Below are 19,160 nucleotides of genomic sequence, written 5' to 3'. Positions count from 1 at the left end.
TGACGGATGAAAGCGCGGCGAACCGCTTACTGCGCGAGCGGCACCGTCACGTCGCTGCCGAACCAGTGCATCGAGATCTTCTTCAACGTGCCGTCCTTGCGCAGCGAATCCAGCGCATCGTTGATCGCCTTCTCGAACTTCGGATTGCCCTTGCGGAACGGGATCGCCATTTCCTGCTTGCCGCCGTTGAGCACCGCGCCCGAGCGCAGCGGCAGGTTCGACGTCTTGATCATGTACGGCAGCATCAGGCGGTCGTCGAGCGTCGCCTCGATCCGGCCCGCGGCGAGGTCGCGCAGCTTTTCCGGCGCGCCCGGATACGTCTGCACCTCGATGCCCGGCACGCTGCGCGCCATCTGGTCGTAGTTGGTGCCGAGCGTCACGCCGAGCTTCTTGCCCCTGAAATCCTCGAGCGACTTGAAGTTGCGCGTGTCGTCCTTGCGCTGGATCAGCTGCGCGGCCGAGTACGTGTACGGCTGGCTGAAGTCGAGCACTTCCTTGCGCTGCGGCGTGATCGTGACCTGGTTGACGATCACGTCGAACTTGCCGGCCTGCAGCCCCGCGATGATCCCGCTCCATTCGGTGGGGATGAACTGCGTCTTCACGCCGAGCTTGCCGGCGACCGCATTCGCGACGTCGACGTCGAAGCCCTCGAGCTGACCCGAGGTGCCGCGCGAGTTGAACGGCGGATACGTGCCTTCGAGCCCGACGCGCAGCACGCCGGCTTTCTTCACCGAGTCGAGCAGGTCTTCCGCGTGCGCGGCGACGGCCGTGAAACCGAGGGCCGACGCGAGCAGCAGCCCCGACAGCAGAAACTTCGAACGTTTCATCGCAGATCTCCAGTGTTCAATGTGGTAATGGTGCGCCGGGCATCGAGCGTGCCCGGGCTGGGCCGGAATACGGGCACGTAGACACTACTCGCAACCAGCGCGCGCCGGAAGTCGAATTGGCCCTGATTGCAATCGATTTCAGCGGGCGGCGGTGCGGTGCAGCGTGACGACGCGGCATGGGATGCGTTTAGAAATGCGCTTTTAAATCAGGGCCATTTTTCCTTTCATGCCGTAATTTGTCTGTAAAATCGCGCGAGCGAAATCGCATTGCGCGCCATCCGAGGGCGCGTCACAAGAAGAAAAGGCCGTTGCCATGAACATGCAGAACACGATTGCCGCATTGCGCGGCGGGTTGCTTCAGCAGGACCGGCTGCTGAAGCTCGATACGCCATTGGGGGCCAACGTGCTGACCGTGCAGCGGGCGGTCGGCCGTTCGCACATCGGGCGCGCATACGAATTCACGCTCGACGTGCTGTCGGTCGATGGCGATCTGGAACTCAAAAAACTGATCGCGCAGCCCGTTACGTTGTGGATCCAGCAAGGCGATCGCAGCTACCGGCCGGTCAACGGCTACGTCCATACCGCGCGCCGCCTAGGCGCCGACGGCGGGCTCACGACTTATCAGCTCACGTTCGCCGATTTCACCCATTTCCTGAAGTTTCGTCGCGACCAGCGCCTCTGGAACGACACGACCGTCGATCAGATCATCAGCGATGTGCTGAATCAGCATCCGCAGGCGCAGGGGCATTTTCGGTTCGCGCTGTCGAAGCCGCTGCCGAGCCGTTCATACACGCGTCAGCACGACACCGACTGGCATTTCGTGCACAGGCTGATGGAGAGCGAAGGCCTCTACAGCACGTGGCAGCAGGCCGACGACGGCAAGTCGCATACGCTCGTGATCACCGACAATCTGCAGGCGTTCGCGTCGCTGTCGCCGGAAACCGTGCGCTTCTATCGCGGCGGCGCGGCGAGCGAAGCCGACGCGTTCACGCAATGGTCGGGCACGCGCACGCTGCAGAGCGTGACGCGGACGACGCGCACGTTCGACTACAAGAATCCGTCGCAACCATCGAACCCGAAGGGCACGACGCTGCCGACGATGGGCGGCCAGGGCGAATTGCCCGATCAGCTCGAAGTCTACGAGTACACCGGGGCGTACACGTATCTGGACCAGACGCGCGGCGACCATCTGACGAAGATCAGGATGGAGGAATGGGAGTCGCAGGCGAAGCGCTTCCATGGCGCGGGCGGCGTGCGCGCGATCGATGCCGGCCGGCGCTTCGTGCTGTCGGATCATCCCGAGCACGATCGCGATCCGGCAGACCAGCGCGAGTTCGCGGCGATCGGTGTCGAGTGGTGGATCGAGAACAACCTGCCTGTCGCGAGCAGTAGCGCGGACTTTCCGTACAGCCTGCGCGAAGCATTGACGCAAGCGCAGGAGGGCTACGGTGCCGATCCCGCGTTTCGCGTGCCGCATGATGACGGCTCGGTCGGCTTCTACCTCGTCGAAGTCGAAGCGCAGCGCGTGAGCGTGCCGTATCGCAGCCCGTTCGAACACGAGAAGCCGAAGATGCATCTCGAGACGGCGATCGTCGTCGGGCCGCAGGGCGAGGAAGTCTATACCGACGAGTTGAACCGGATCCGCGTGCAGTTCGTGTGGGACCGTCTGAACCCGGGCAACGAGAACGCGTCGTGCTGGGTGCGCGTGGTGCAGTCGGATACCGGTGGCGGCTACGGCGGCGTGCATGTGCCGCGCATCGGCGAGGAAGTGCTGATCGACTATGTCGGCGGCGATTGCGACCGGCCGTTGGCGGTCGGGCGCGTGTACAACGGCGCGAACCAGCCGCAGTGGCACAGCGACGGGATTCTGTCCGGATACCGGTCGAAAGAGTATTCGGGCGGCGGCTACAACCAGCTCGTGATGGACGACGCGACCGGGCAGAACCGCGTGCAGCTGATGAGTAGCAGCGCGAACAGCCTGCTGCATCTGGGCTACATCATCGATCAGAACGGCAATTCGCGCGGCTCGTATCTGGGCAGCGGGTTCGACCTGCGCTCGGATGCGTATGGCGCGGTGCGGGCGAGCCAGGGCCTGTACGTCACCACCCATCCGAAGGCGCCGAACAGCCAGCCGCTCGACGTGAAGGAAGCGCAGCAGCAGCTCGTGACGGGCGAGAGCCTGGTCGAGGCGATGTCGGGTGTGAGCGAGCAGCATCAGGCGGAGAGCCTGAAGGACGCGCAAGACACGATGCGCGCGTTCACCGACGCAACGCAGAACAACGTATCGGGCAGCACGTCGGGTGGGCGAACGGCAGGCGGCGGCACGGGCAGCGCGAACGCATTCAAGGAGCCGGTGATGCTGTTCGGCAGCCCGTCCGGGATCGGGATGTCGACGCAGCAGTCGCTGCACATGGCAGCGAACGATCACGTGAACGTCGCGAGCGGACAGAGCGTGCATGTCGCGGCCGGCAAGTCGCTGATCGGCAGTATCGGGCAGAAGCTGAGCCTGTTCGTGCAGAACGCGGGGATGAAGCTGTTCGCGGGCAAGGGCAAGGTCGAGATCCAGGCGCAGTCGGACAACGTCGAGGTGACCGCGCAGAAGGCGGTGAAGGTTGTGTCCGCAACCGATCGGATCGAGATCGCGGCCGATCAAGGGATTCTGTTGACCAGCGGCGGCGGGTATATCCGCATCCAGGGCGGCAACATCGAGATTCATACGCCGGGCGCGGTGGACGTGAAGGGCGCGTCGCATACGTTCGCGGGGCCGGCAAGCATGGGCTATCCGCTGCCGAGCCCGCGGCCGGATCAGCCGGGGCAGCTCGAACTGATTCACAAGTATGTAAACGGCGAAGCGGTGAAGGGCGGGTTGTTCACGGTAAAAGACGTGAACGGTGCCGTGCTGAAGAAGGGCGCGCTCGACAACAGTGGCTATACGGTCGTGAGTGGCTTGCCGCCGGGCGCGGTGCGCGTCGAGTTCGGGAAGGACCCGCGCGAGTCGGATCAGCCGGCGAATTACTTCAAGCAGGCGAAGTGGCCGGCAGAGCCGGTCGAGCCGTCGCCGGAAGCCGCGCAGGCAGCGGCGAGCGGGCAGCTTGCGAGCCAGTTGCAGGGAATGGCGCCCGCGGCGACCACCGCGGCGATGGGGCTCGCGAGCGGCGGCGGCGCGGGCGCTGCGCTCGGCGGGCTCGCGAGTTCCGCATTGCCGGCTGCCGCGAGTGCACTCGGTGGGGCGGGCGTCGTGTCCGCGTTGCAGACGGCGTCCAGCCTGAGCGGTGCAGCGAAGCAGGTGGCCGGGATGGTGCAGGCCGCGCGTCAGGGTGGGCTTGCGGCGCTGGCCGCGCCGGCCGCGAATGCCGCGTCCGGGGCGCTGCAGGGTGCGTTGCCCGGCGTCACTGGAATCGCGGGCAAGGGCGCCACGACGGTGGCGTCAGCCGCGGGCGGCATGAAGCTGCCGACCCCCGGGTTTGGCGGACCGCTGAAATCCTGAGAGGGCGGCTTGTCAGCCGTCTAAAAAAAACGAATTGAACGAAAAACGACATGGCACAACAACTTCCACCGGGCGCCGAGAAGGAACAGGCCGTTACCTGGCTCAGCGATGTTTCCCCCAAGGATGTCGCCGCGGGCGGCAACCGCTTCGATGCGTGGTTGCGACGGATCAGCGGCAACCACATCACGTTCGAGGATGTAAAGACCTTTGCCGGCGCGGTGCCGATCGTCGGCAACATCATGGCGATGGTCGACGCGCTCGGCGATATTGCCGAGATCGTCGAGAAGCGCGGCGGTCAGGTGCTCGACTACATGAGCCTCGCGATCAACCTGCTCGGCATCATTCCGATTCCGCCGACGCTCGCGCCGTTCCGGATGTCGGCGCGCCCGCTGCTCGCGCTCGTTCGTCACGAATTGCTGGCGACGCGCAGCAATCTCGGCGCGGCGATCATCTCGGTGCTGGTCACGCATATCAACGCGACTTGCGCGACCGAGATCGAGGATTTTCTCAACAAGCTGAAGGCCGGCCTCGTCGAGCTGCTCGACGGATGCGCATCGAAAGCCGAGGAGATCATGCTCGCGCTGGCGACGGGCATGGACAAAGCGCTGCACGGGCAGCTCTTCGACGCCAACGCCAATCTGAGGCGCCAGCAGCAGCTCGCCAAAAAGCTGGCGGACGCCCGGCCGTGGTACAGCCCGAGCCGTGTCGGCGACGGCATCCAGTTCGCGTACGAAGGCACCAAGGCGCTCGGGAAGAAGGCCGTGAACAAGACTGCGGGCACCATGGCGACGCTCGCGCCCGATGCATGGCTCGAGCCGTTTCGCGGCACGGTGACATTCCTGCGGACCGAGGCGCCGAAGATCGCGACGTCGATCCGTTCGCTTGCGGGCAGCGAAGAAGGCAAGATGATGTGGCTGGTCGTGCAGTTGATGGAGGCTGTCGCACGCGTCAAGGCACGCGCGAAGCTCCATGAGCAGAGTGCGGATGTCAAGGCGGCGGGGACGAGCCAGGCGAAGAAGACGCGCGGACAGGAGGGGCTGGAGAAAACCAACGGGCAAGCACCGTCTGAAGGGCCGGGGAAGAGCGCGTGCAAGTCTTGCGGTGTCGGAGCATCGCCCGCATCCATCGATTTCGCGTTTGGTGACGAAACGTTCTCGCATGTCGATTTCGACCTGCCGGGCGCGCTGCCGCTCATCTGGGAGCGTACGTACCGTTCCCGGCTTTCCGCGTATGACGACGGCGAACTGGGTGCGCGGTGGATTACCCCCTATACGACGCGAATCGACATCAAGAACGGTCAGTGGATCTATCGCGATGCGGAAGGGCGCAGCATCGAGTATCCGGCGCTTGCGGCCGGCGCGGTGCACGACGATCTGTCGGAGAACCTGACGCTGTCGCGGCTCGACGATACGTGGGTGACGATCGCATACGGCCACGCCGTGCTGCATGTGTACGAGCGCCGCGGCGACGCGTTCCGGCTCGCGATGCAGAAGGACCGCGCGGGAAATACGATCACGCTCGACTACGATGCGCTTGATCGCCTGGCGCGCCTCATCGACGCAAGCGGCAATGTGCTCGCGTTCGAGCACGACAAGCATGGCCGGATCCTGCAGATCGAGCACGTGCTCAAGGACGGTGCACGCCGTACGCTGGCGAGCTACGAATACGACGCGGCAGGCGACCTCGTGCGCGCGGTCGATCGGCACGGCAATGCGCGGACGTATCAATATCGACGTCACCTCGTGACGCGCTACACCGACCGCACCGGCCGCGGGATGACGCTCGAATGGGATGGCGCGGATGCCGAAGACAACGCCGACGCGAAATGCATCCGTGAATATGCCGATGACGGCAGCCTCGATCTCCGGCTCGCGTGGAACCCGAATATCCGCCTGACCTATGTGACCGACGCGCTCGGTCAGATGACGCGCTACTACTTCAATATCCATGGTTACGTGTACCGGATCGTGTATCCGGACGGCAACCAGGAGTGGTTCCGGCGCGATGCGCATCACAATCTGGTGCTGCATATCCGCCAGGATGGCAGCATCGAGCGGCGGGAATACGACGCGCGCGGCAATCTGGTCGAGCATGAGCTTGCGGACGGCAGCGTCGTCCAGATGGCATACGACGACAAGGATCAGATGATCCGGCTCGTCGATCCGAACGGACACGTGTGGCAGCGCAAGTACGACGATGCGGGCAACCTCGTCGAGGAGATCGATCCGCTCGAGCACTCGACGAAGTACGAATACAACGACAAGGGATTGCCGACGCAGATCACCGACGCGAAGGGCGGCTCGAAGGCGCTCGAGTACAACGAGGCGGGCCAGGTCACCAGCTATACCGACTGCTCCGGAAAGAAGACGGAGTGGCGGTACGACGATATTGGCCGCGTGACGGAGACCAAGGACGCATCCGGTGGCGTGGTTGCGTACGGTTATGGTGCGAATGGCCAATTGACGGAGATTCGCTCGCCGGCCGGTGTCGAACACGTGCAGTACGACGCCGAAGGGCGAATGCTCGGGCATACGGATCAACTCAATCGATCGACGCGATATGGCTACGATGCGGTTGGCCGCATTGCGAGCCGCGCGGATGCGCTCGGCCAGACGATTGCGTATCGCTACGACCGTCTCGGCCGGTTGAGTGCGCTGACCGATGCCAACTTCGCGACGTACCAGTTCCACTATGATCCGGCCGGGCGGCTGATCGAGGAAGTTGCGTTCGACGGCAAGTCGACGCGCTATCAATACGATCCAGACAGCGGCCGCCTTGTTTCGGTCGACGAAGCGGGTTGCGTGACGGCGATCGACGTCGACGCAAACGGCCGTCTGCTGAAGCGGGTCGCGGGGGAGAGCGAGGAGCGGTTTGCCTACGACCCGAGCGGCCGGCTGATCGACGCCGCGAATCGATACAGCCGCGTGCAGTTCTTCTTCGATCCGGTCGGCAATCTGGTGCGCGAGCATCACGCGTACGATCTGTTCGGCGAACGACGCAGCTACGTGTGGCATCACGAATACGACGAACTCGGCAACCGGCGACGGACCGTGCGGCCGGATGGGCATGCCGTCGACTGGCTGATGTACGGTTCCGGCCATGTGCACGGGATGCTGCTCGATGGCGAGGAGCGCGTGCAGTTCGAGCGCGATGATCTTCATCGCGAGACGGTGCGCGTGCTGTCGAGCAAGATCGGTCAGCGCACGCATTACGATCCGGCGGGGCGCGTGCTGCAGCAGACGATTCAACGGTCGACGTCGCCCGCGCCGCTTGCCGAGCGGCGGTATCGCTATGACGCGGCGGGGCAGTTGTCGCGCATCGAGGATAGCCGCAAGGGCGGGATCGACTATCGATACGATCCGGTCGGACGGTTGATCGAGGCGATCAGTCCGGTCGCGAAGGAACGGTTCGCGTTCGATCCGGCGAGCAACATCATCGATCCGGTGCGGACCACGGAGACGCCGGCCTCTCGTCCGAGCCCGGTGCGGCCGGAAAGCACGTTGCCGGTCGAGGTGCCGAAGGTGCTGGGCAACCTGCTGAAGGCGTATGCGGGGATGCACTTCGAGTACGACGCGCGCGGGAATCTGATGCGCAAGCGTACGCCGGCGGGCGAGCAGGAATACGAGTGGGATGAGTTCAATCGCTTGCTGTCCGCGCGGGTTGCGGAGACGTCGCGGCAGAGTCAGGCGCGGTATTTCTATGACGCGTTTGGTCGGCGCATTGCGAAGGAAGTGAACGGCGAGCGGACGGTGTTCGGGTGGGATGGGGACACGCTCGCGTACGAGAGCGATGGCGAGCGGGGCACGCACTATATCTACGAGCCGGGGACGTTTGTACCGCTGGCGCAGTATGTGGCGGAGCCGGTCGAGGGGATCGCGACGCCGGAGTGGAAGAGTACCGATCGGTATGTGCCGGAGGAGGATCCGCTGCAGAAGGTGCCGGAGCGGCGAGGCGGCGCGGCGCTGTTCTATTATCACTGTGACCAGATTGGCACGCCGCAGCTGCTGACTGACGGCGATGGTGACGTGGTGTGGGAGGCGTCGTATAAGGCTTGGGGGGAAGCGCGGGAGGTTATTGCGCGGGCGTCGAAGGCGGCGGGGATTGTGGTGAAGAATCCGTTGCGGTTTCAGGGGCAGCAGGTTGATGATGAGACGGGGCTCTCGTATAACCGGCACCGGTACTATGATCCGAGTACCGGCCGGTTTGTCAGTAACGATCCGATAGGGCTCCAAGGGGGGACCAACGTTTATCAATACGCGCCCAATCCAACCGGGTGGATTGATCCGCTCGGGCTGGCTCGCTGCCCGTGTGATTGCTTGAAGAAGGGGAATCCTGAGGGGACGGGGCCGTACCGTGGAGGATCGTATGGCGGAACGACTGCATCAGGAATTGAATCTCACCATATGCCCGCCGCCAGTGTTAGCCCGCTTGCGCGTAGCCAAGGTCCAGCAATTCAGATGGCTCCTGAAGATCATGAAATGACGATGAGTCATGGCTATCAGGGGAATGCTGGCAAGGAATATCGTGCCCTGATCAAGAGTCAACTGGAAGGGGGGAACTGGCGTGGAGCAATGGCGATGGAGATCCGGGATGTTCGGCGTGTCGCTGCGCAGGTCGGTGACCCGAAGAAGTACAACGAAGCTATGCAGGAGATGCTTGCATATTCAAAGTGCCGTGGATTCTTAACCAAGTAGAGGACTTCGCATGACTGAAACTGAATTCGAGCAATGGCGAAATAACCTGCTTTCGTTGACGCGCTATGAGAATCCGACAGACGCGAGGATGTTCGTGAAGCTGGCAAGAGATGTTCAAGATCAGCTCGACGGACGCGTTATAGATACGTTGTTGGATACGTTTTGCGATGACGACGACTACGGTATACAGGAATCAATTTTGGTCGTCCTTGATAAAGCCGATGCAAAGCTGTATGCAGAGCGACTTGCAATCAAGTTTCCAGACCTTATCCGAAACGCGAGCGCACAGGAGTGGCCGCTACTGTTGGTCGGCAGGATTGTGAATTCGAACGACGCAGAGAAAATGAGGGCGATAGTAGATGTCGCCAATAGCACGCAAGGTGACCTGAACGAGTTCATACATAGCCCAGCCTTCTTGGACGAGTATCCAGAGATTCAGACCTACTTTTAGTCGGGAGTCGCACGATCGGCCTTTGTCCTTTCCGGGCGCTGGGGATTCAGCGACCCGGTAAATGGCGCTTGCAGGCCTATCGTGAATGGGTCGATCCTCTCGGGCTCACACCATGCGCCGGTAAAGCAGTGATCCGACGCTACGACACTGGTAGTCGACGAGGCACTATACGGTTGAAGTCCAGGGCCCGACTGCGTCCGTTCATACGCATCATGTCATCACGGGCGATACGACTACGACGGTGGTAAACGAGACACGTGAAAGGCTGATGGTTAACGATCCTGTCTTGCACACTACGGAAGTGCCACTTCCCAACGCCAATGCGGCGATCGCTTATCAGCAGTCCCAAATCGGACGCGAATTGGGTCAATATGATGAGAGATCGAATAGCTGCGTTGACCACGTTGCTAACGTGTTGCGGGCTGGTGGCGAGGCCGTTCCCTCGGGACCGCTGGGTCAGTCGAGGTATCTTACGCAACGTGGATTTAAAATGAAGGTTAGGTAATATGGCTCACGCGATATGTGAAACACACGGCTCTCAACCTGCCGAGTTGGTAACCAGAAACGTTCTCGATATGATCCGGTCGGGCGTGAAGCCCGCCGCGGGGCGCGTTTTTCCCATAACGTTGGTTTATGAGGAGTTGGAATATCCCGGCTACGGAATGGCGGAGGACCTGTCTGTTCTTCGAGGTATGGGCGGGATTTGGGAGTCGGTAGAAATGTGCAGGTTTACCGATGAGCATGCGATGGAGAAGGCGATAGGGCTATTTACTGCAGTTTGTGCGAAGTGCTTGGCGGAAGTGCTGTGACGTGCAAGCACATCTGAAATGCTAAAAAGACAGAAAACCTATTTTTCTTTTGATCCATGGCGTGACCGCTTACATGCTTGTGCGGATTTCGCAAGCGAAGAAAAATGCGATGAATTCTTAGAGCTATTGAAAGCAGCTGAGGAGAACATGAGCTACGAAGTCGTAGTGGAACTTCTTAGAACGTTCTCGGATGCAGACGATTTTGGAATTCAAGAGCGAACTCGAAATGTCGTGGAGGCAGCCGATCGCCACATATTTTATCCTGCATTGATTCGTGAGCTTAGAGGAATAATTGAACGAGCTCCGCAAAAACAATGGGCAGTTACGCTTGTAGGGATCGAGTCGGAATACGGGGATTTTGAGTTTTTGATGGGAAATGTGTTGCAGTCGAGCGATGAAGAGAGGGCGGGATTTATCTCATTTCTGAAATCTAGCGAATTCATGGACGAGTATCCCGCAGTCTCGAAGTACTTGATTGGTTTGTAGGGATCGAATTAAGTAGGGCGGCGGAGCAGTGAGTCGATTTATTGATGGAGATGCAATTGATTGCTGGGGTGCACAATCTTTCATCATAAATGGTGCGCGGCCTTCCATTGCTCGTTGCAAATTAGTATTCCTTCGATGCTCCATATCCAAATCAATGTCCTGCTGGAAAAGCAGTGTGTGAGGCCTATACTTTTTTATACGGTACCCAGCTCTCTTTTTTGAAGCGACTCAAGCCAAGCGGATTGACATTGATCGAAAGCAATACTGGCAGGATCACGCGGCAAAGGCGAACACCTCGAAAAATGGAGGATGCAATCTGTGATTCCAGCAACAGTCGACCAGTATCTGGCCGGATCTACGGGAGATATTGCTAGAGGTGATCCGAAGACAGTCATTAGGGCGCTTCAGGATCTGGGCGTTGCGCCAGGTACTGATTTTGGCTAGTTTTATCTTAAATATCGGGGCAGCTTTATAAGTCCTCGACCTGTTGCAGAGTTGCTTGATATCGAGGGGTCGTCTATTCCCACAATTCCGGACCAAACAGAGTATGTAAGGGATCGATATGGTATTCCGGAGCAGTATCTAGCCTTGACTTCGGATGAAGGTGAAGGGATGTACCTATACAGCAAGAACGATGGTGCTGTCTATGATCTCGATATTCTGGTTCTAAATGATTTCATAAAAGGGAGGGTCCAAGCTCGCTGGGCCACATTTAATGACTTCTTGATTTGGTATTTTGAATCACAGGTATAAGAAAAACGGGCCGCGCGAGCGGCCCTTGTTGTTAGTGGTGGTTGGGACGGCAATCTGGTGCGCGAACATCATACGTACGATCTGCTCGGCCAACGGTGCCGCTATGTGTGGCATCAGTAGATTCTTAACCAAGTAGAGGATTTCCCATGACCGAAACCGAATTCGAGCAATGGCGAAATAACCTGCTTTCGTTGACGCGCTATGAGAATCCGACAGACGCGAGGACGTTCGTGAAGCTGGCAAGAGATGTTCAGGACCAGCTCGACGGACGTGTTACAGATACGTTGCTGGATACTTTTGGCGATGACGACGACTACGGGATACAGGAATCAATTTTGGTCGTCCTTGATAAAGCCGATGCAAAGCTGTATGCAGAGCGACTTGCAATCAAATTTCCAGACTTTCTCCGAAACGCGAGCGCACAGGAGTGGCCGCTACTGTTGGTCGGCAGGATTGTGAATTCGAACGACGCAGAGAAAATGCGGGCGATAGTAGATGCCGCCAAAAGCACGCAGGGTGACCTGAACAAGTTCATACATAGTGCAGCTTTCTTGGACGAGTATCCAGAGATTCAGACCTACTTTTAGTTGGGAGTCGCATGATCGGCCTTTGTCCTTTCCGGGCGCGGGGAGCGCTTGCGCATGGCGATTCTTGGACATGGGGCTGGACGCATATCAATGGTTGAGGCAGAAATGTTGCAAACAGGTACCCGTACAGGTGTGCATGTTTCGCGGGAGGGATGTCGATGACGAGCGGAATCGAACGCATCACGATGATGTTGGCGAACATGTTCGCCAACGAATGGAAGGACGCTCTAGATTCCATTCTGATCTCGGCGGATGTGGTTGAGATTCCTGGCTATCCTCGCGTTGAGCGAGCGTCTTTTGTCCTTGCTCAAGCGAAGTCGCGCCAGTCCAATACTGCGAGTCTCAAACTGAAAACGTTTGGACTAGCTAGTTTGATAACGGAGTTGGAGGCGTTGCCGCCCGATACACCATTGCAGAATTATGGGATTAAGAACGGGGCATATACGGGTTCTTGCTTTGTACTGGACGGAAAGCTAGTCGGGTGTGAGTTTGTGGAGCGGGCACCTCAAAGATCGTTCCATTTGCAGGATAGCGATCAGTTCGTGCGGTCGATTAGAGCATGTCTGCAACATGGGTCGCCGAACTCAACTCAGAAGAATAGGTCAGGGGAGGGGCGGACCTATCCGTCATTTTGTGGGCGGGGCATATCATGAGAGGTAAAGGTCATGGATATGCCGATGAAGAAGAAAAGACAAACTGTAGCGCGTCAGGCAGCGGCTCGAGGGCCGGCGAGGTGATGGCCGGCCCTCGAGCTGGCAGAACGCGAGAACAAGGGAGAAACGGTTGGCCTACGATCGGAGCGGCAGGCTGATCGACGCGGTGAATCGATACAGCCGCGTGCAGTTTTTCTTCGATGCGGTCGGCAATCTGGTGCGCGAACATATGAATGATCACTACTGCTGCAACTATCAAAACAGGAAATGAATACGACAACGAAAGTGATGAATCCCAAGGCGATCACTTCAATTTATGGAGAATTTCCTTCCCTTGTCGGAACAGAGCTAACCGAGGTTCGTGTCGCTCGAGACGAGCCAAGGATATCAATTAGGCTCGCAACGGGACAAAAACCAACAAAGCACCCTACGCGGTGGCCGCAGAATTACGATGAGGTTTATATCGGAATTTCGTTTGTTGGGGTGTGCAATTTTTCGTTTTTCCAATGGGGGCAAAAAAATATCGTGGAAGAGATTGATTTAAAGGATATGGACGATCGGGTGTCCGTTCGGTTTTCTTGCAAGAACCAAGTTGCGTTGAAATTCTCATGCGATTGGATTCGTATTGAGGGCGTTACCTGGGGATATGTCGGGAGCCATTAATTGATAAATCAATCGATTTCGGTCGCATATTTGAAGTGGCTCAAGTGTTGATTTGGCGAATGATATGGGGGTGGCGATTGTGTATACCGAAGTGATCTTTAGCAACAAGGGACCTACGCCAGGAGATGGATATGTCGGCGGCGGCGTCAAGCTCCCTTCAGGAATTCAATGGCCAACTGGCGCTGACGGGGAGCCTTTGGTCCACCTCTTTAGCGTGCCGGCAACATGGTTCTCCGATCAAGTGAGCGGTGCGCGATGGATATCCGTGTTTATTCCTTATGAGATGCGCACTGTAACTCATTACAGAAAACTTCGCGCGCGAGACGGGCGATCTGATGCGGTCGTGATTGCTTATGGTGAAGGTGATTCTGAGCGAAGCGAAAGCCAGGGTGTTGTGCTGGAACGTGGAAGAATGGAGAGGGCGATGAGTAAAGAAATCGACGATGATGAAAATTTAGCGTCCAAGGTTGATGGTGTCGATGCTTGGCTCCAGTCGCCGATCAATATCGAAGGGTTTCGGCGTCGGCTTTCGATATACGGCGGTGATCTCGATTTGGCGCTTCCATTAACGACTGGTATTTTGTCTGATGGGATTGGGTATTTGTTTTTATCGGATGGCGGTGGCCATGATGGAGGTAATTTTGGAAGATTTTACCTTCAAGTGGGGTAAGAAATTGGTGGAGGGTGATTTTCTGAGTCAAATCATTCGATAGTGGCGGTGGGTTTGGGGCGACGTGTAAATGTGAGGAATTCAATGCTAAATAAAGCGAGCCTTAGCCCACGCTACGCCCACCTACATAAGACTCAGCATCAAATCGGAAGTTACTAATGTCAGCACATCCAAAGAAGATAGAGAACGTGCTACGACTCGATGCGCAATCCCGATGCGAATATTTCCTCCGCAAGGTCGCCGACTCTGAAGTTGTCTGGAGCCTCTTTGATCAGGGATGGGCCACGGCCAGCGCCGGCGCGACGACGGTGGTGCCTTTCTGGCCTGAGGAGGCGTTCGCAACGTTGTGCGCGACTGATCAATGGCAAGGATTTCGCCCAAAGGCGATTGCCCTAGAGGATTTTCTAGAGCGATGGCTGCCAGGGATGGCGAATGATCAGCGAATTTGTGCTGTCTTCGCGGCACCGGGCGATCGCGGGACACTCATGTCGCCGGTGGACCTCAAAAAATTGATCAGACGGGAACGCGAGCAATACGAGTAACTCCGCGAAGGAACACATCCTTATGAGGCGAAGTTGCACCGAACCACATCGGTAGAACGTCCGCACTTGAGACGGTCTATCGCGAAGGAGTCGACGTTCGGTCGCCGTATTGCGAAGGCGTACGGCGAGCGGCCGATGTTCGGGTGGGATGGTGACACGTTGGTGTACGAAAGCGACGGTGAGCGGGGGACACACGAAATCTACGAGCGGGGACATTTGTGCCGCTGGCGTAGATGTGGCAGAACCGGTTGAGGGGGCACCGCGCCGGAGTGGAAGAGTACGACCGCTATGTACCGGAGAACGATCCGCTGCCAAAAAATGCCAATTAGGAGGTGTCAGTGAGTGAAAACCATGTAAGTGAGTACCGGAAGGAGCTTCTTTTCAGGAGGGCCAACGGAAAGAAGATTTGCGGCACTTACCTTTCCAAGGTGGCGGCGTTATTTCCATCGCTTGATCGTCCAGAATTGCTTTCCCTTGAGGAAACAGATTCGATTTTAGAGCGGTTCAGGCTGATTCGTGCTGGACTTAGTCTGGAAATAATGCGCATTCCTGTGGAGGAAGTTCGTTCTGAATTTTCGCTCATTAAAAATTTTGGACGCGAATTTTATGTTCTGATTGACGAGGACTGGAAGTATTGCGGCTTGCTGAAGGTTGGGGTGATAGGGTTGCTAAACGTAGCGCTCGAATTTTGGACTGAGATATTGGATGATCTTGTTTTTATATCGGCCGACATGTCTTTGGCTGTTGATTTCGATTTCTTCGAGATGGACGGGGTTCGATTGATAGATATAAAAAGATGGAGTAAGGAGTAAAGGTAAAGAGCCGCAGTATGTGGAGTGCTACGCCTTACCGATCTGTTGGTGAATCTCAAAGGCTTGACGCTTGGGGAGAGGTGAGATCAGGACCGCACGCCCCCGCCGGAATCTCGGATGCTTGCCGCAAGCGTGCCTTGAAGAACGCGGATAAATACTTCGATCGACGCGGAGCCATCAAATGACGGACTTCACCACATTGCTGGGCGCTGGCTTTCACAGAAACGCCCCGTCCACACCGGCGGCCATCGCGAGCCTGGAAACGAGTCTGTGCGCTTCGCTTCCACCGAACTATAAGGATCTCCTCCTGTGGTCGGACGGGGGCGAGGGAGAGGTTGGTGACCTCTATCTGGCCCTGTGGACCGTCGAGCAGATCGTCGAACTTAATGCCTTGTATTCAATCACGAAGCGCGTGGGGCACGGGTTCGTGGGTATTGGTACGGATGGCGGGGATTACTGCTTTGCCCTCGATCTCAGAGGAGGCGAACGCTTCGTTGTTGTGCCGCTTGGCGCGCTCACAGAAGATGAAATCAAGCCTTTGGCTCGCGACCTTGTCGACGGATTGACTAGCATTCGAGACGGCGGCATAACGGGAGATGATCTATAACCGGCGCGTGATTCAAGCAACGGACAGTTCATCAGCAAAGACCCGATCGGGCTGCCGCGATCGAGGCCCGGTGTTGACAAGATGACGATCGGGGATCTTGACTGCGATAAGGTACTTAACGATGCGGAAATTTAATTCGAAAGGTTTGGATGCTCTGGATTTCGAGAGCGTTCGCAGTGCATTGCTCGGGGGAAAGGGTGGAATTTCCCTCCAAAAAGTGGTCCGTCTGCCGGAGGCTGATATTTTGTGCTGCGAGTATATGGGAAAGCCGTTCAATGTGAAATTTGATCTTGATTACGGAGTTTCTCTTGAGGCGGTGAGTGATTTTTCTGTTGATGAGCTTGAGGACATTGCTCGGATTTTGACGTGCTAGAAGATGGCGGGCTTCCAAGGGTGTTGTCGGCGAGCCGCTTCCCTCAGCACTCGCACGCCGCAGGATGATCAAGCCCGACCAATTCCCCCGTCGCGGAATCGGCATAATGACGGCCTGCCAACGTGACACTGCGGCGCCCAGCAAAACTCATCCTCGTTACAAACGCACTACCCATGTCGACCATCACCGCGACCACCGCGTCGCTGAAGCATATCCTCGAACACCCCGGCGATTTCTCCGGATGGCTCTGCCTGCCGCCGATGCCATGGACGCTTGAGACAGAGGGCGCGTTCTCCGATGCCGCCACGCCGTCCGCGATCGCAACACAACCCGACTGGCACGTGACCCTGAACAGCGCGACGATAGAGGACATCGTGATCAACGCCCATGACCAGGTCGACGAACCAACGGTCGCGCAATTGTTCGATGCATTCGTGTTCTACGTCGACAACGACGAGTTCATCCTGCTCTGACGACGCGCGCAACGTGCCATGCGCCACAGTAAAAAAGGACCGCCGAGCGGTCCTTTTTCGATGAAGCATCAGCGCAGAACGAAACCAGCCCCTCAAGGCAACGAAATCGTCAAATTCGCAGACTCCGGTCCGACCTTGACGACTTGCGAGTAAGGCGCCAACGCCTGCAGCGTCTTGTCCTTCAGATACGTATTGAGCCCGAGAAACCCCAGCAGCGCGACGAGCGCGAACACCGCCCCGATCGCCCAAACCGGCACCTCGCGCTTCAACCGATGCGCGATCTGATCGGGCAGCGGCCAATGCGGCGCGAACGGCGCGCGCTTGCCTTTCATATGCGCGATCTCGTCGCCCAGCCGCGCGGTGAGATAAGCCAGCTTCTCCGGCCCCTCGAGCAGATACTTGCCCTGGAAGCCGAGCAGCAGGCACATATGAAACACCTCGAGCGACTGCAACCGCGCCGCGCCCTGCGCGCGGCATTCCTCGAGATACTGAAAGAACTTCTCCCCCGCGAGCTGCTCGCCGAACAGCACGAGCTGCAGCGGCCGGCGCTCCCAGTCGGTCCGGATCTTGAACTGCGACGACAGCACCATTTCATCGACCGCCGCGCAATACGCGAACTTCGCGGCGTACACGTCTTCCGCGGCGATATTCAGCTTCTTCGCGCCGCGCTCGAAATCCGACAGGAATTCCTGGATCTTCGTGCTGAACTCGCTCGCGCTGTCCGGCTCGCGGCCGTTCTTGAGCAGGAACAGCATGAAGAACCCGTCGTACAGCAGGTCGACCAGCGAACGGGCCTGGAACGCGGCGTCGGTCGACGCCGGAGTCTGCAGCGGTGCCGGCGTGTTGTCGCCGAACAGGGAGGGCGCGTAGCTCATGAGGTGACCGCGATCAGTTCGAATTTCAGGTCATTGATGCCAGTCGGCGCGTAGATCATCGCGGACTGGGCCTGCAGCATGCGCTCGTACAGCGCGCCGCGCGAATCGAGCGAGAAATAGCACGCGCCCGGCCGCACGGGGATCGCGGGCGGCACCTGCGGCGTGTACGACAGCCGCACGCCGGGCATCGCCGACAGCACGAGCTTGTCGACGTCGTCAGGCGCACCGACCTTGAAGCGGGCCGGCACGGCATCGATGAGCTCGACGTTCGGCATGTCGGCGGACACGGCCAGGTAGAACTCGGTCTTGTCGTCGATCTTGCCGGAATCGAGGCGCCCGAGGTGGAACGACGGACGCACCTCGTCGAGCGTGATCGCGAAGTAGCGCGTCGAAATCACGGTGTCGAGCAGCTCGCGCAGCATCAGGTCGAGACGCGCGAAGCTCGGGCCGGGATCGTCATGGCGATACACGGGCAGATCGGCGAGCGTATAGCCCTTCGAGAACGTCATCAGTTGCCCCGCGAGGCGCAGCAGTTCCTGGAACAGTCGTTCCGGATGTAGCGCCGCATGCTGGTGCAAGTGCGCGAGCGTCGCGAACGCGGCGTTCGCGGTATGCAGCAGCCAGAACGACGCGATGTCGCCCGAGCGGAACTCGATGATGTTCTTCGACGGTTCGCGGTGAAAGCCGTACAGCGCGTTGACCTTGGCCTGCAGCGCGTCGACCAGCTGGCGCAACCGCTGGTGCAGGATCGGCGAAGCCTCGATCGCGAGGCACGGCGGCACGAAGCTGTCGTCGATCTCGAAGCCGGACGTCGCGGTGCGGCGCACGCGCACGAGCGGCACCGACAGCAGCTGGTCGCGCGGCTCGCTGTGCGCGATCAGCTTGACCTGCGTCTTCAGGAACGTGATGTCGGCTTCGGCGGCGTCGGTGAAGTTGTCGGCGACGCTCGTCTGCTCGCTGACGAAGCGCGTCATGAAGCCCGCAGCCGGATCGTCACTGTAGTTGGTGCCGTTCTCGCGCAGCGGATGCAGCGCGAGGTAGAACACGAATTCGTTGATGCCGTCGGGCAGCGTGTCGAGCGCGATCGGCGGCGGCAGGTCGTCGGCCTGCGGCGCGGCATACAGCGCGCCGTCCGGGAACACGAGCGCGAGCTCGGCCACGCGCAGCACGTTGCTGCCGAGCGCATCGCGATCGATGCGCACCGAGCGCACGCCCCAGTTGTACGGCTGGATCGCCTGGATGGATTCGAACAGGCGCGCCTCGTGGTAGGCGTCCTGCCGCTGAAAGTGTTGAGGCCGGAGGAACAGCCCTTCCCCCCACAGCACCTTGGCCGAATAACTCATGTCAAATCCGGTTAATGTGGCGTTGCGATGTAATCGATTTGGTCATGCCCGAATT

16 protein-coding genes and 2 pseudogenes are annotated in these 19,160 nt (G+C 58.9%); 15 read left to right on the top strand and 3 right to left on the bottom strand.

Features of this window, described 5'->3' with window-relative positions; translation table 11 throughout:
* Window positions 1-26: 26 nt before the first annotated feature.
* Window positions 27-827 carry a transporter substrate-binding domain-containing protein gene (locus ABIC50_RS30640; RefSeq protein ID WP_229080103.1) on the bottom strand — a complete coding sequence of 267 codons (801 nt, stop codon included), beginning with the start codon at window positions 825-827 and terminating at the stop codon, window positions 27-29.
* A gap of 313 nt (window positions 828-1,140) precedes the next feature.
* Here ABIC50_RS30640 and ABIC50_RS30635 point away from each other — a divergent pair, with 313 nt between their 5' ends.
* The 15 genes and pseudogenes from ABIC50_RS30635 (at window position 1,141) to ABIC50_RS30570 (ending at window position 16,887) form a co-directional block, all read left to right on the top strand.
* On the top strand, window positions 1,141-4,314 hold the full coding sequence (locus ABIC50_RS30635; protein WP_354168582.1) for a type VI secretion system Vgr family protein: 3,174 nt from the start codon (window positions 1,141-1,143) through the stop codon (window positions 4,312-4,314).
* Between the two features lie 50 nt (window positions 4,315-4,364).
* Window positions 4,365-9,008 (top strand): RHS repeat-associated core domain-containing protein, encoded by a 4,644-nt coding sequence (locus tag ABIC50_RS30630; RefSeq protein ID WP_354168580.1) that lies wholly within the window; start codon window positions 4,365-4,367, stop codon window positions 9,006-9,008.
* 10 nt (window positions 9,009-9,018) lie between these two features.
* Window positions 9,019-9,459 carry a hypothetical protein gene (locus ABIC50_RS30625; protein ID WP_354168578.1) on the top strand — a complete coding sequence of 147 codons (441 nt, stop codon included), beginning with the start codon at window positions 9,019-9,021 and terminating at the stop codon, window positions 9,457-9,459.
* A gap of 827 nt (window positions 9,460-10,286) precedes the next feature.
* On the top strand, window positions 10,287-10,754 hold the full coding sequence (locus ABIC50_RS30620) for a hypothetical protein (RefSeq protein ID WP_354168577.1): 468 nt from the start codon (window positions 10,287-10,289) through the stop codon (window positions 10,752-10,754).
* 456 nt (window positions 10,755-11,210) lie between these two features.
* A pseudogene (locus ABIC50_RS30615) lies at window positions 11,211-11,507 on the top strand (hypothetical protein); the annotation flags it as partial.
* 146 nt (window positions 11,508-11,653) lie between these two features.
* The gene (locus ABIC50_RS30610) at window positions 11,654-12,094 is read left to right on the top strand and encodes a hypothetical protein (RefSeq protein WP_354168575.1); all 441 of its coding nucleotides are present in this window, start codon (window positions 11,654-11,656) and stop codon (window positions 12,092-12,094) included.
* A 783-nt stretch (window positions 12,095-12,877) separates the two neighbouring features.
* Window positions 12,878-13,018, top strand: a complete 141-nt coding sequence (locus ABIC50_RS30605) for a hypothetical protein (protein WP_354168574.1) — start codon at window positions 12,878-12,880, stop codon at window positions 13,016-13,018.
* Entirely contained in the window at window positions 13,015-13,410 is a 396-nt protein-coding gene (locus ABIC50_RS30600) for an immunity 50 family protein (protein WP_354168572.1), read from the top strand. Before ABIC50_RS30605 ends, ABIC50_RS30600 begins: the two co-directional genes overlap by 4 nt.
* 64 nt (window positions 13,411-13,474) lie before the next feature.
* Window positions 13,475-14,080 (top strand): hypothetical protein, encoded by a 606-nt coding sequence (locus ABIC50_RS30595; protein ID WP_354168570.1) that lies wholly within the window; start codon window positions 13,475-13,477, stop codon window positions 14,078-14,080.
* 158 nt (window positions 14,081-14,238) lie between these two features.
* A complete protein-coding gene (locus ABIC50_RS30590) occupies window positions 14,239-14,622 on the top strand; it encodes a DUF2750 domain-containing protein (protein ID WP_354168568.1) in 384 nt (127 codons plus the stop codon).
* Between the two features lie 96 nt (window positions 14,623-14,718).
* Window positions 14,719-14,939, top strand: a pseudogene (locus tag ABIC50_RS34050) (RHS repeat-associated core domain-containing protein); the annotation flags it as partial.
* Between the two features lie 21 nt (window positions 14,940-14,960).
* Entirely contained in the window at window positions 14,961-15,434 is a 474-nt protein-coding gene (locus tag ABIC50_RS30585; RefSeq protein ID WP_354168567.1) for a hypothetical protein, read from the top strand.
* 181 nt (window positions 15,435-15,615) lie between these two features.
* On the top strand, window positions 15,616-16,041 hold the full coding sequence (locus tag ABIC50_RS30580) for an SMI1/KNR4 family protein (RefSeq protein ID WP_012362955.1): 426 nt from the start codon (window positions 15,616-15,618) through the stop codon (window positions 16,039-16,041).
* Between the two features lie 145 nt (window positions 16,042-16,186).
* The gene (locus tag ABIC50_RS30575) at window positions 16,187-16,414 is read left to right on the top strand and encodes a hypothetical protein (protein ID WP_244101695.1); all 228 of its coding nucleotides are present in this window, start codon (window positions 16,187-16,189) and stop codon (window positions 16,412-16,414) included.
* 173 nt (window positions 16,415-16,587) lie between these two features.
* Window positions 16,588-16,887 carry a DUF7716 domain-containing protein gene (locus ABIC50_RS30570; protein WP_354168565.1) on the top strand — a complete coding sequence of 100 codons (300 nt, stop codon included), beginning with the start codon at window positions 16,588-16,590 and terminating at the stop codon, window positions 16,885-16,887.
* A gap of 92 nt (window positions 16,888-16,979) precedes the next feature.
* On the opposite strand, the gene icmH is transcribed toward ABIC50_RS30570, so the two are convergent.
* Window positions 16,980-17,762, bottom strand: a complete 783-nt coding sequence (gene icmH, locus ABIC50_RS30565) for a type IVB secretion system protein IcmH/DotU (RefSeq protein ID WP_126227064.1) — start codon at window positions 17,760-17,762, stop codon at window positions 16,980-16,982.
* Window positions 17,759-19,105 (bottom strand): type VI secretion system baseplate subunit TssK, encoded by a 1,347-nt coding sequence (tssK, locus tag ABIC50_RS30560; RefSeq protein WP_006751241.1) that lies wholly within the window; start codon window positions 19,103-19,105, stop codon window positions 17,759-17,761. Before tssK ends, icmH begins: the two co-directional genes overlap by 4 nt.
* Between the last annotated feature and the right edge of the window lie 55 nt (window positions 19,106-19,160).

This window comes from Burkholderia sp. 567 (assembly GCF_040545115.1).
Lineage (GTDB): Bacteria > Pseudomonadota > Gammaproteobacteria > Burkholderiales > Burkholderiaceae > Burkholderia > Burkholderia ambifaria.
This window is presented reverse-complemented; position numbering and strand designations above follow the sequence as displayed.

Coding starts and splice junctions, on each gene's coding strand:
- ABIC50_RS30640 (WP_229080103.1), bottom strand. CDS start 827: ATGAAACGTTCGAAGTTTCTGCTGTCGGGGCTGCTGCTCGCGTCGGCC.
- ABIC50_RS30635 (WP_354168582.1), top strand. CDS start 1,141: ATGAACATGCAGAACACGATTGCCGCATTGCGCGGCGGGTTGCTTCAG.
- ABIC50_RS30630 (WP_354168580.1), top strand. CDS start 4,365: ATGGCACAACAACTTCCACCGGGCGCCGAGAAGGAACAGGCCGTTACC.
- ABIC50_RS30625 (WP_354168578.1), top strand. CDS start 9,019: ATGACTGAAACTGAATTCGAGCAATGGCGAAATAACCTGCTTTCGTTG.
- ABIC50_RS30620 (WP_354168577.1), top strand. CDS start 10,287: ATGCTAAAAAGACAGAAAACCTATTTTTCTTTTGATCCATGGCGTGAC.
- ABIC50_RS30610 (WP_354168575.1), top strand. CDS start 11,654: ATGACCGAAACCGAATTCGAGCAATGGCGAAATAACCTGCTTTCGTTG.
- ABIC50_RS30600 (WP_354168572.1), top strand. CDS start 13,015: ATGAATACGACAACGAAAGTGATGAATCCCAAGGCGATCACTTCAATT.
- ABIC50_RS30595 (WP_354168570.1), top strand. CDS start 13,475: ATGGGGGTGGCGATTGTGTATACCGAAGTGATCTTTAGCAACAAGGGA.
- ABIC50_RS30590 (WP_354168568.1), top strand. CDS start 14,239: ATGTCAGCACATCCAAAGAAGATAGAGAACGTGCTACGACTCGATGCG.
- ABIC50_RS30580 (WP_012362955.1), top strand. CDS start 15,616: ATGACGGACTTCACCACATTGCTGGGCGCTGGCTTTCACAGAAACGCC.
- ABIC50_RS30570 (WP_354168565.1), top strand. CDS start 16,588: ATGTCGACCATCACCGCGACCACCGCGTCGCTGAAGCATATCCTCGAA.
- icmH (WP_126227064.1), bottom strand. CDS start 17,762: ATGAGCTACGCGCCCTCCCTGTTCGGCGACAACACGCCGGCACCGCTG.
- tssK (WP_006751241.1), bottom strand. CDS start 19,105: ATGAGTTATTCGGCCAAGGTGCTGTGGGGGGAAGGGCTGTTCCTCCGG.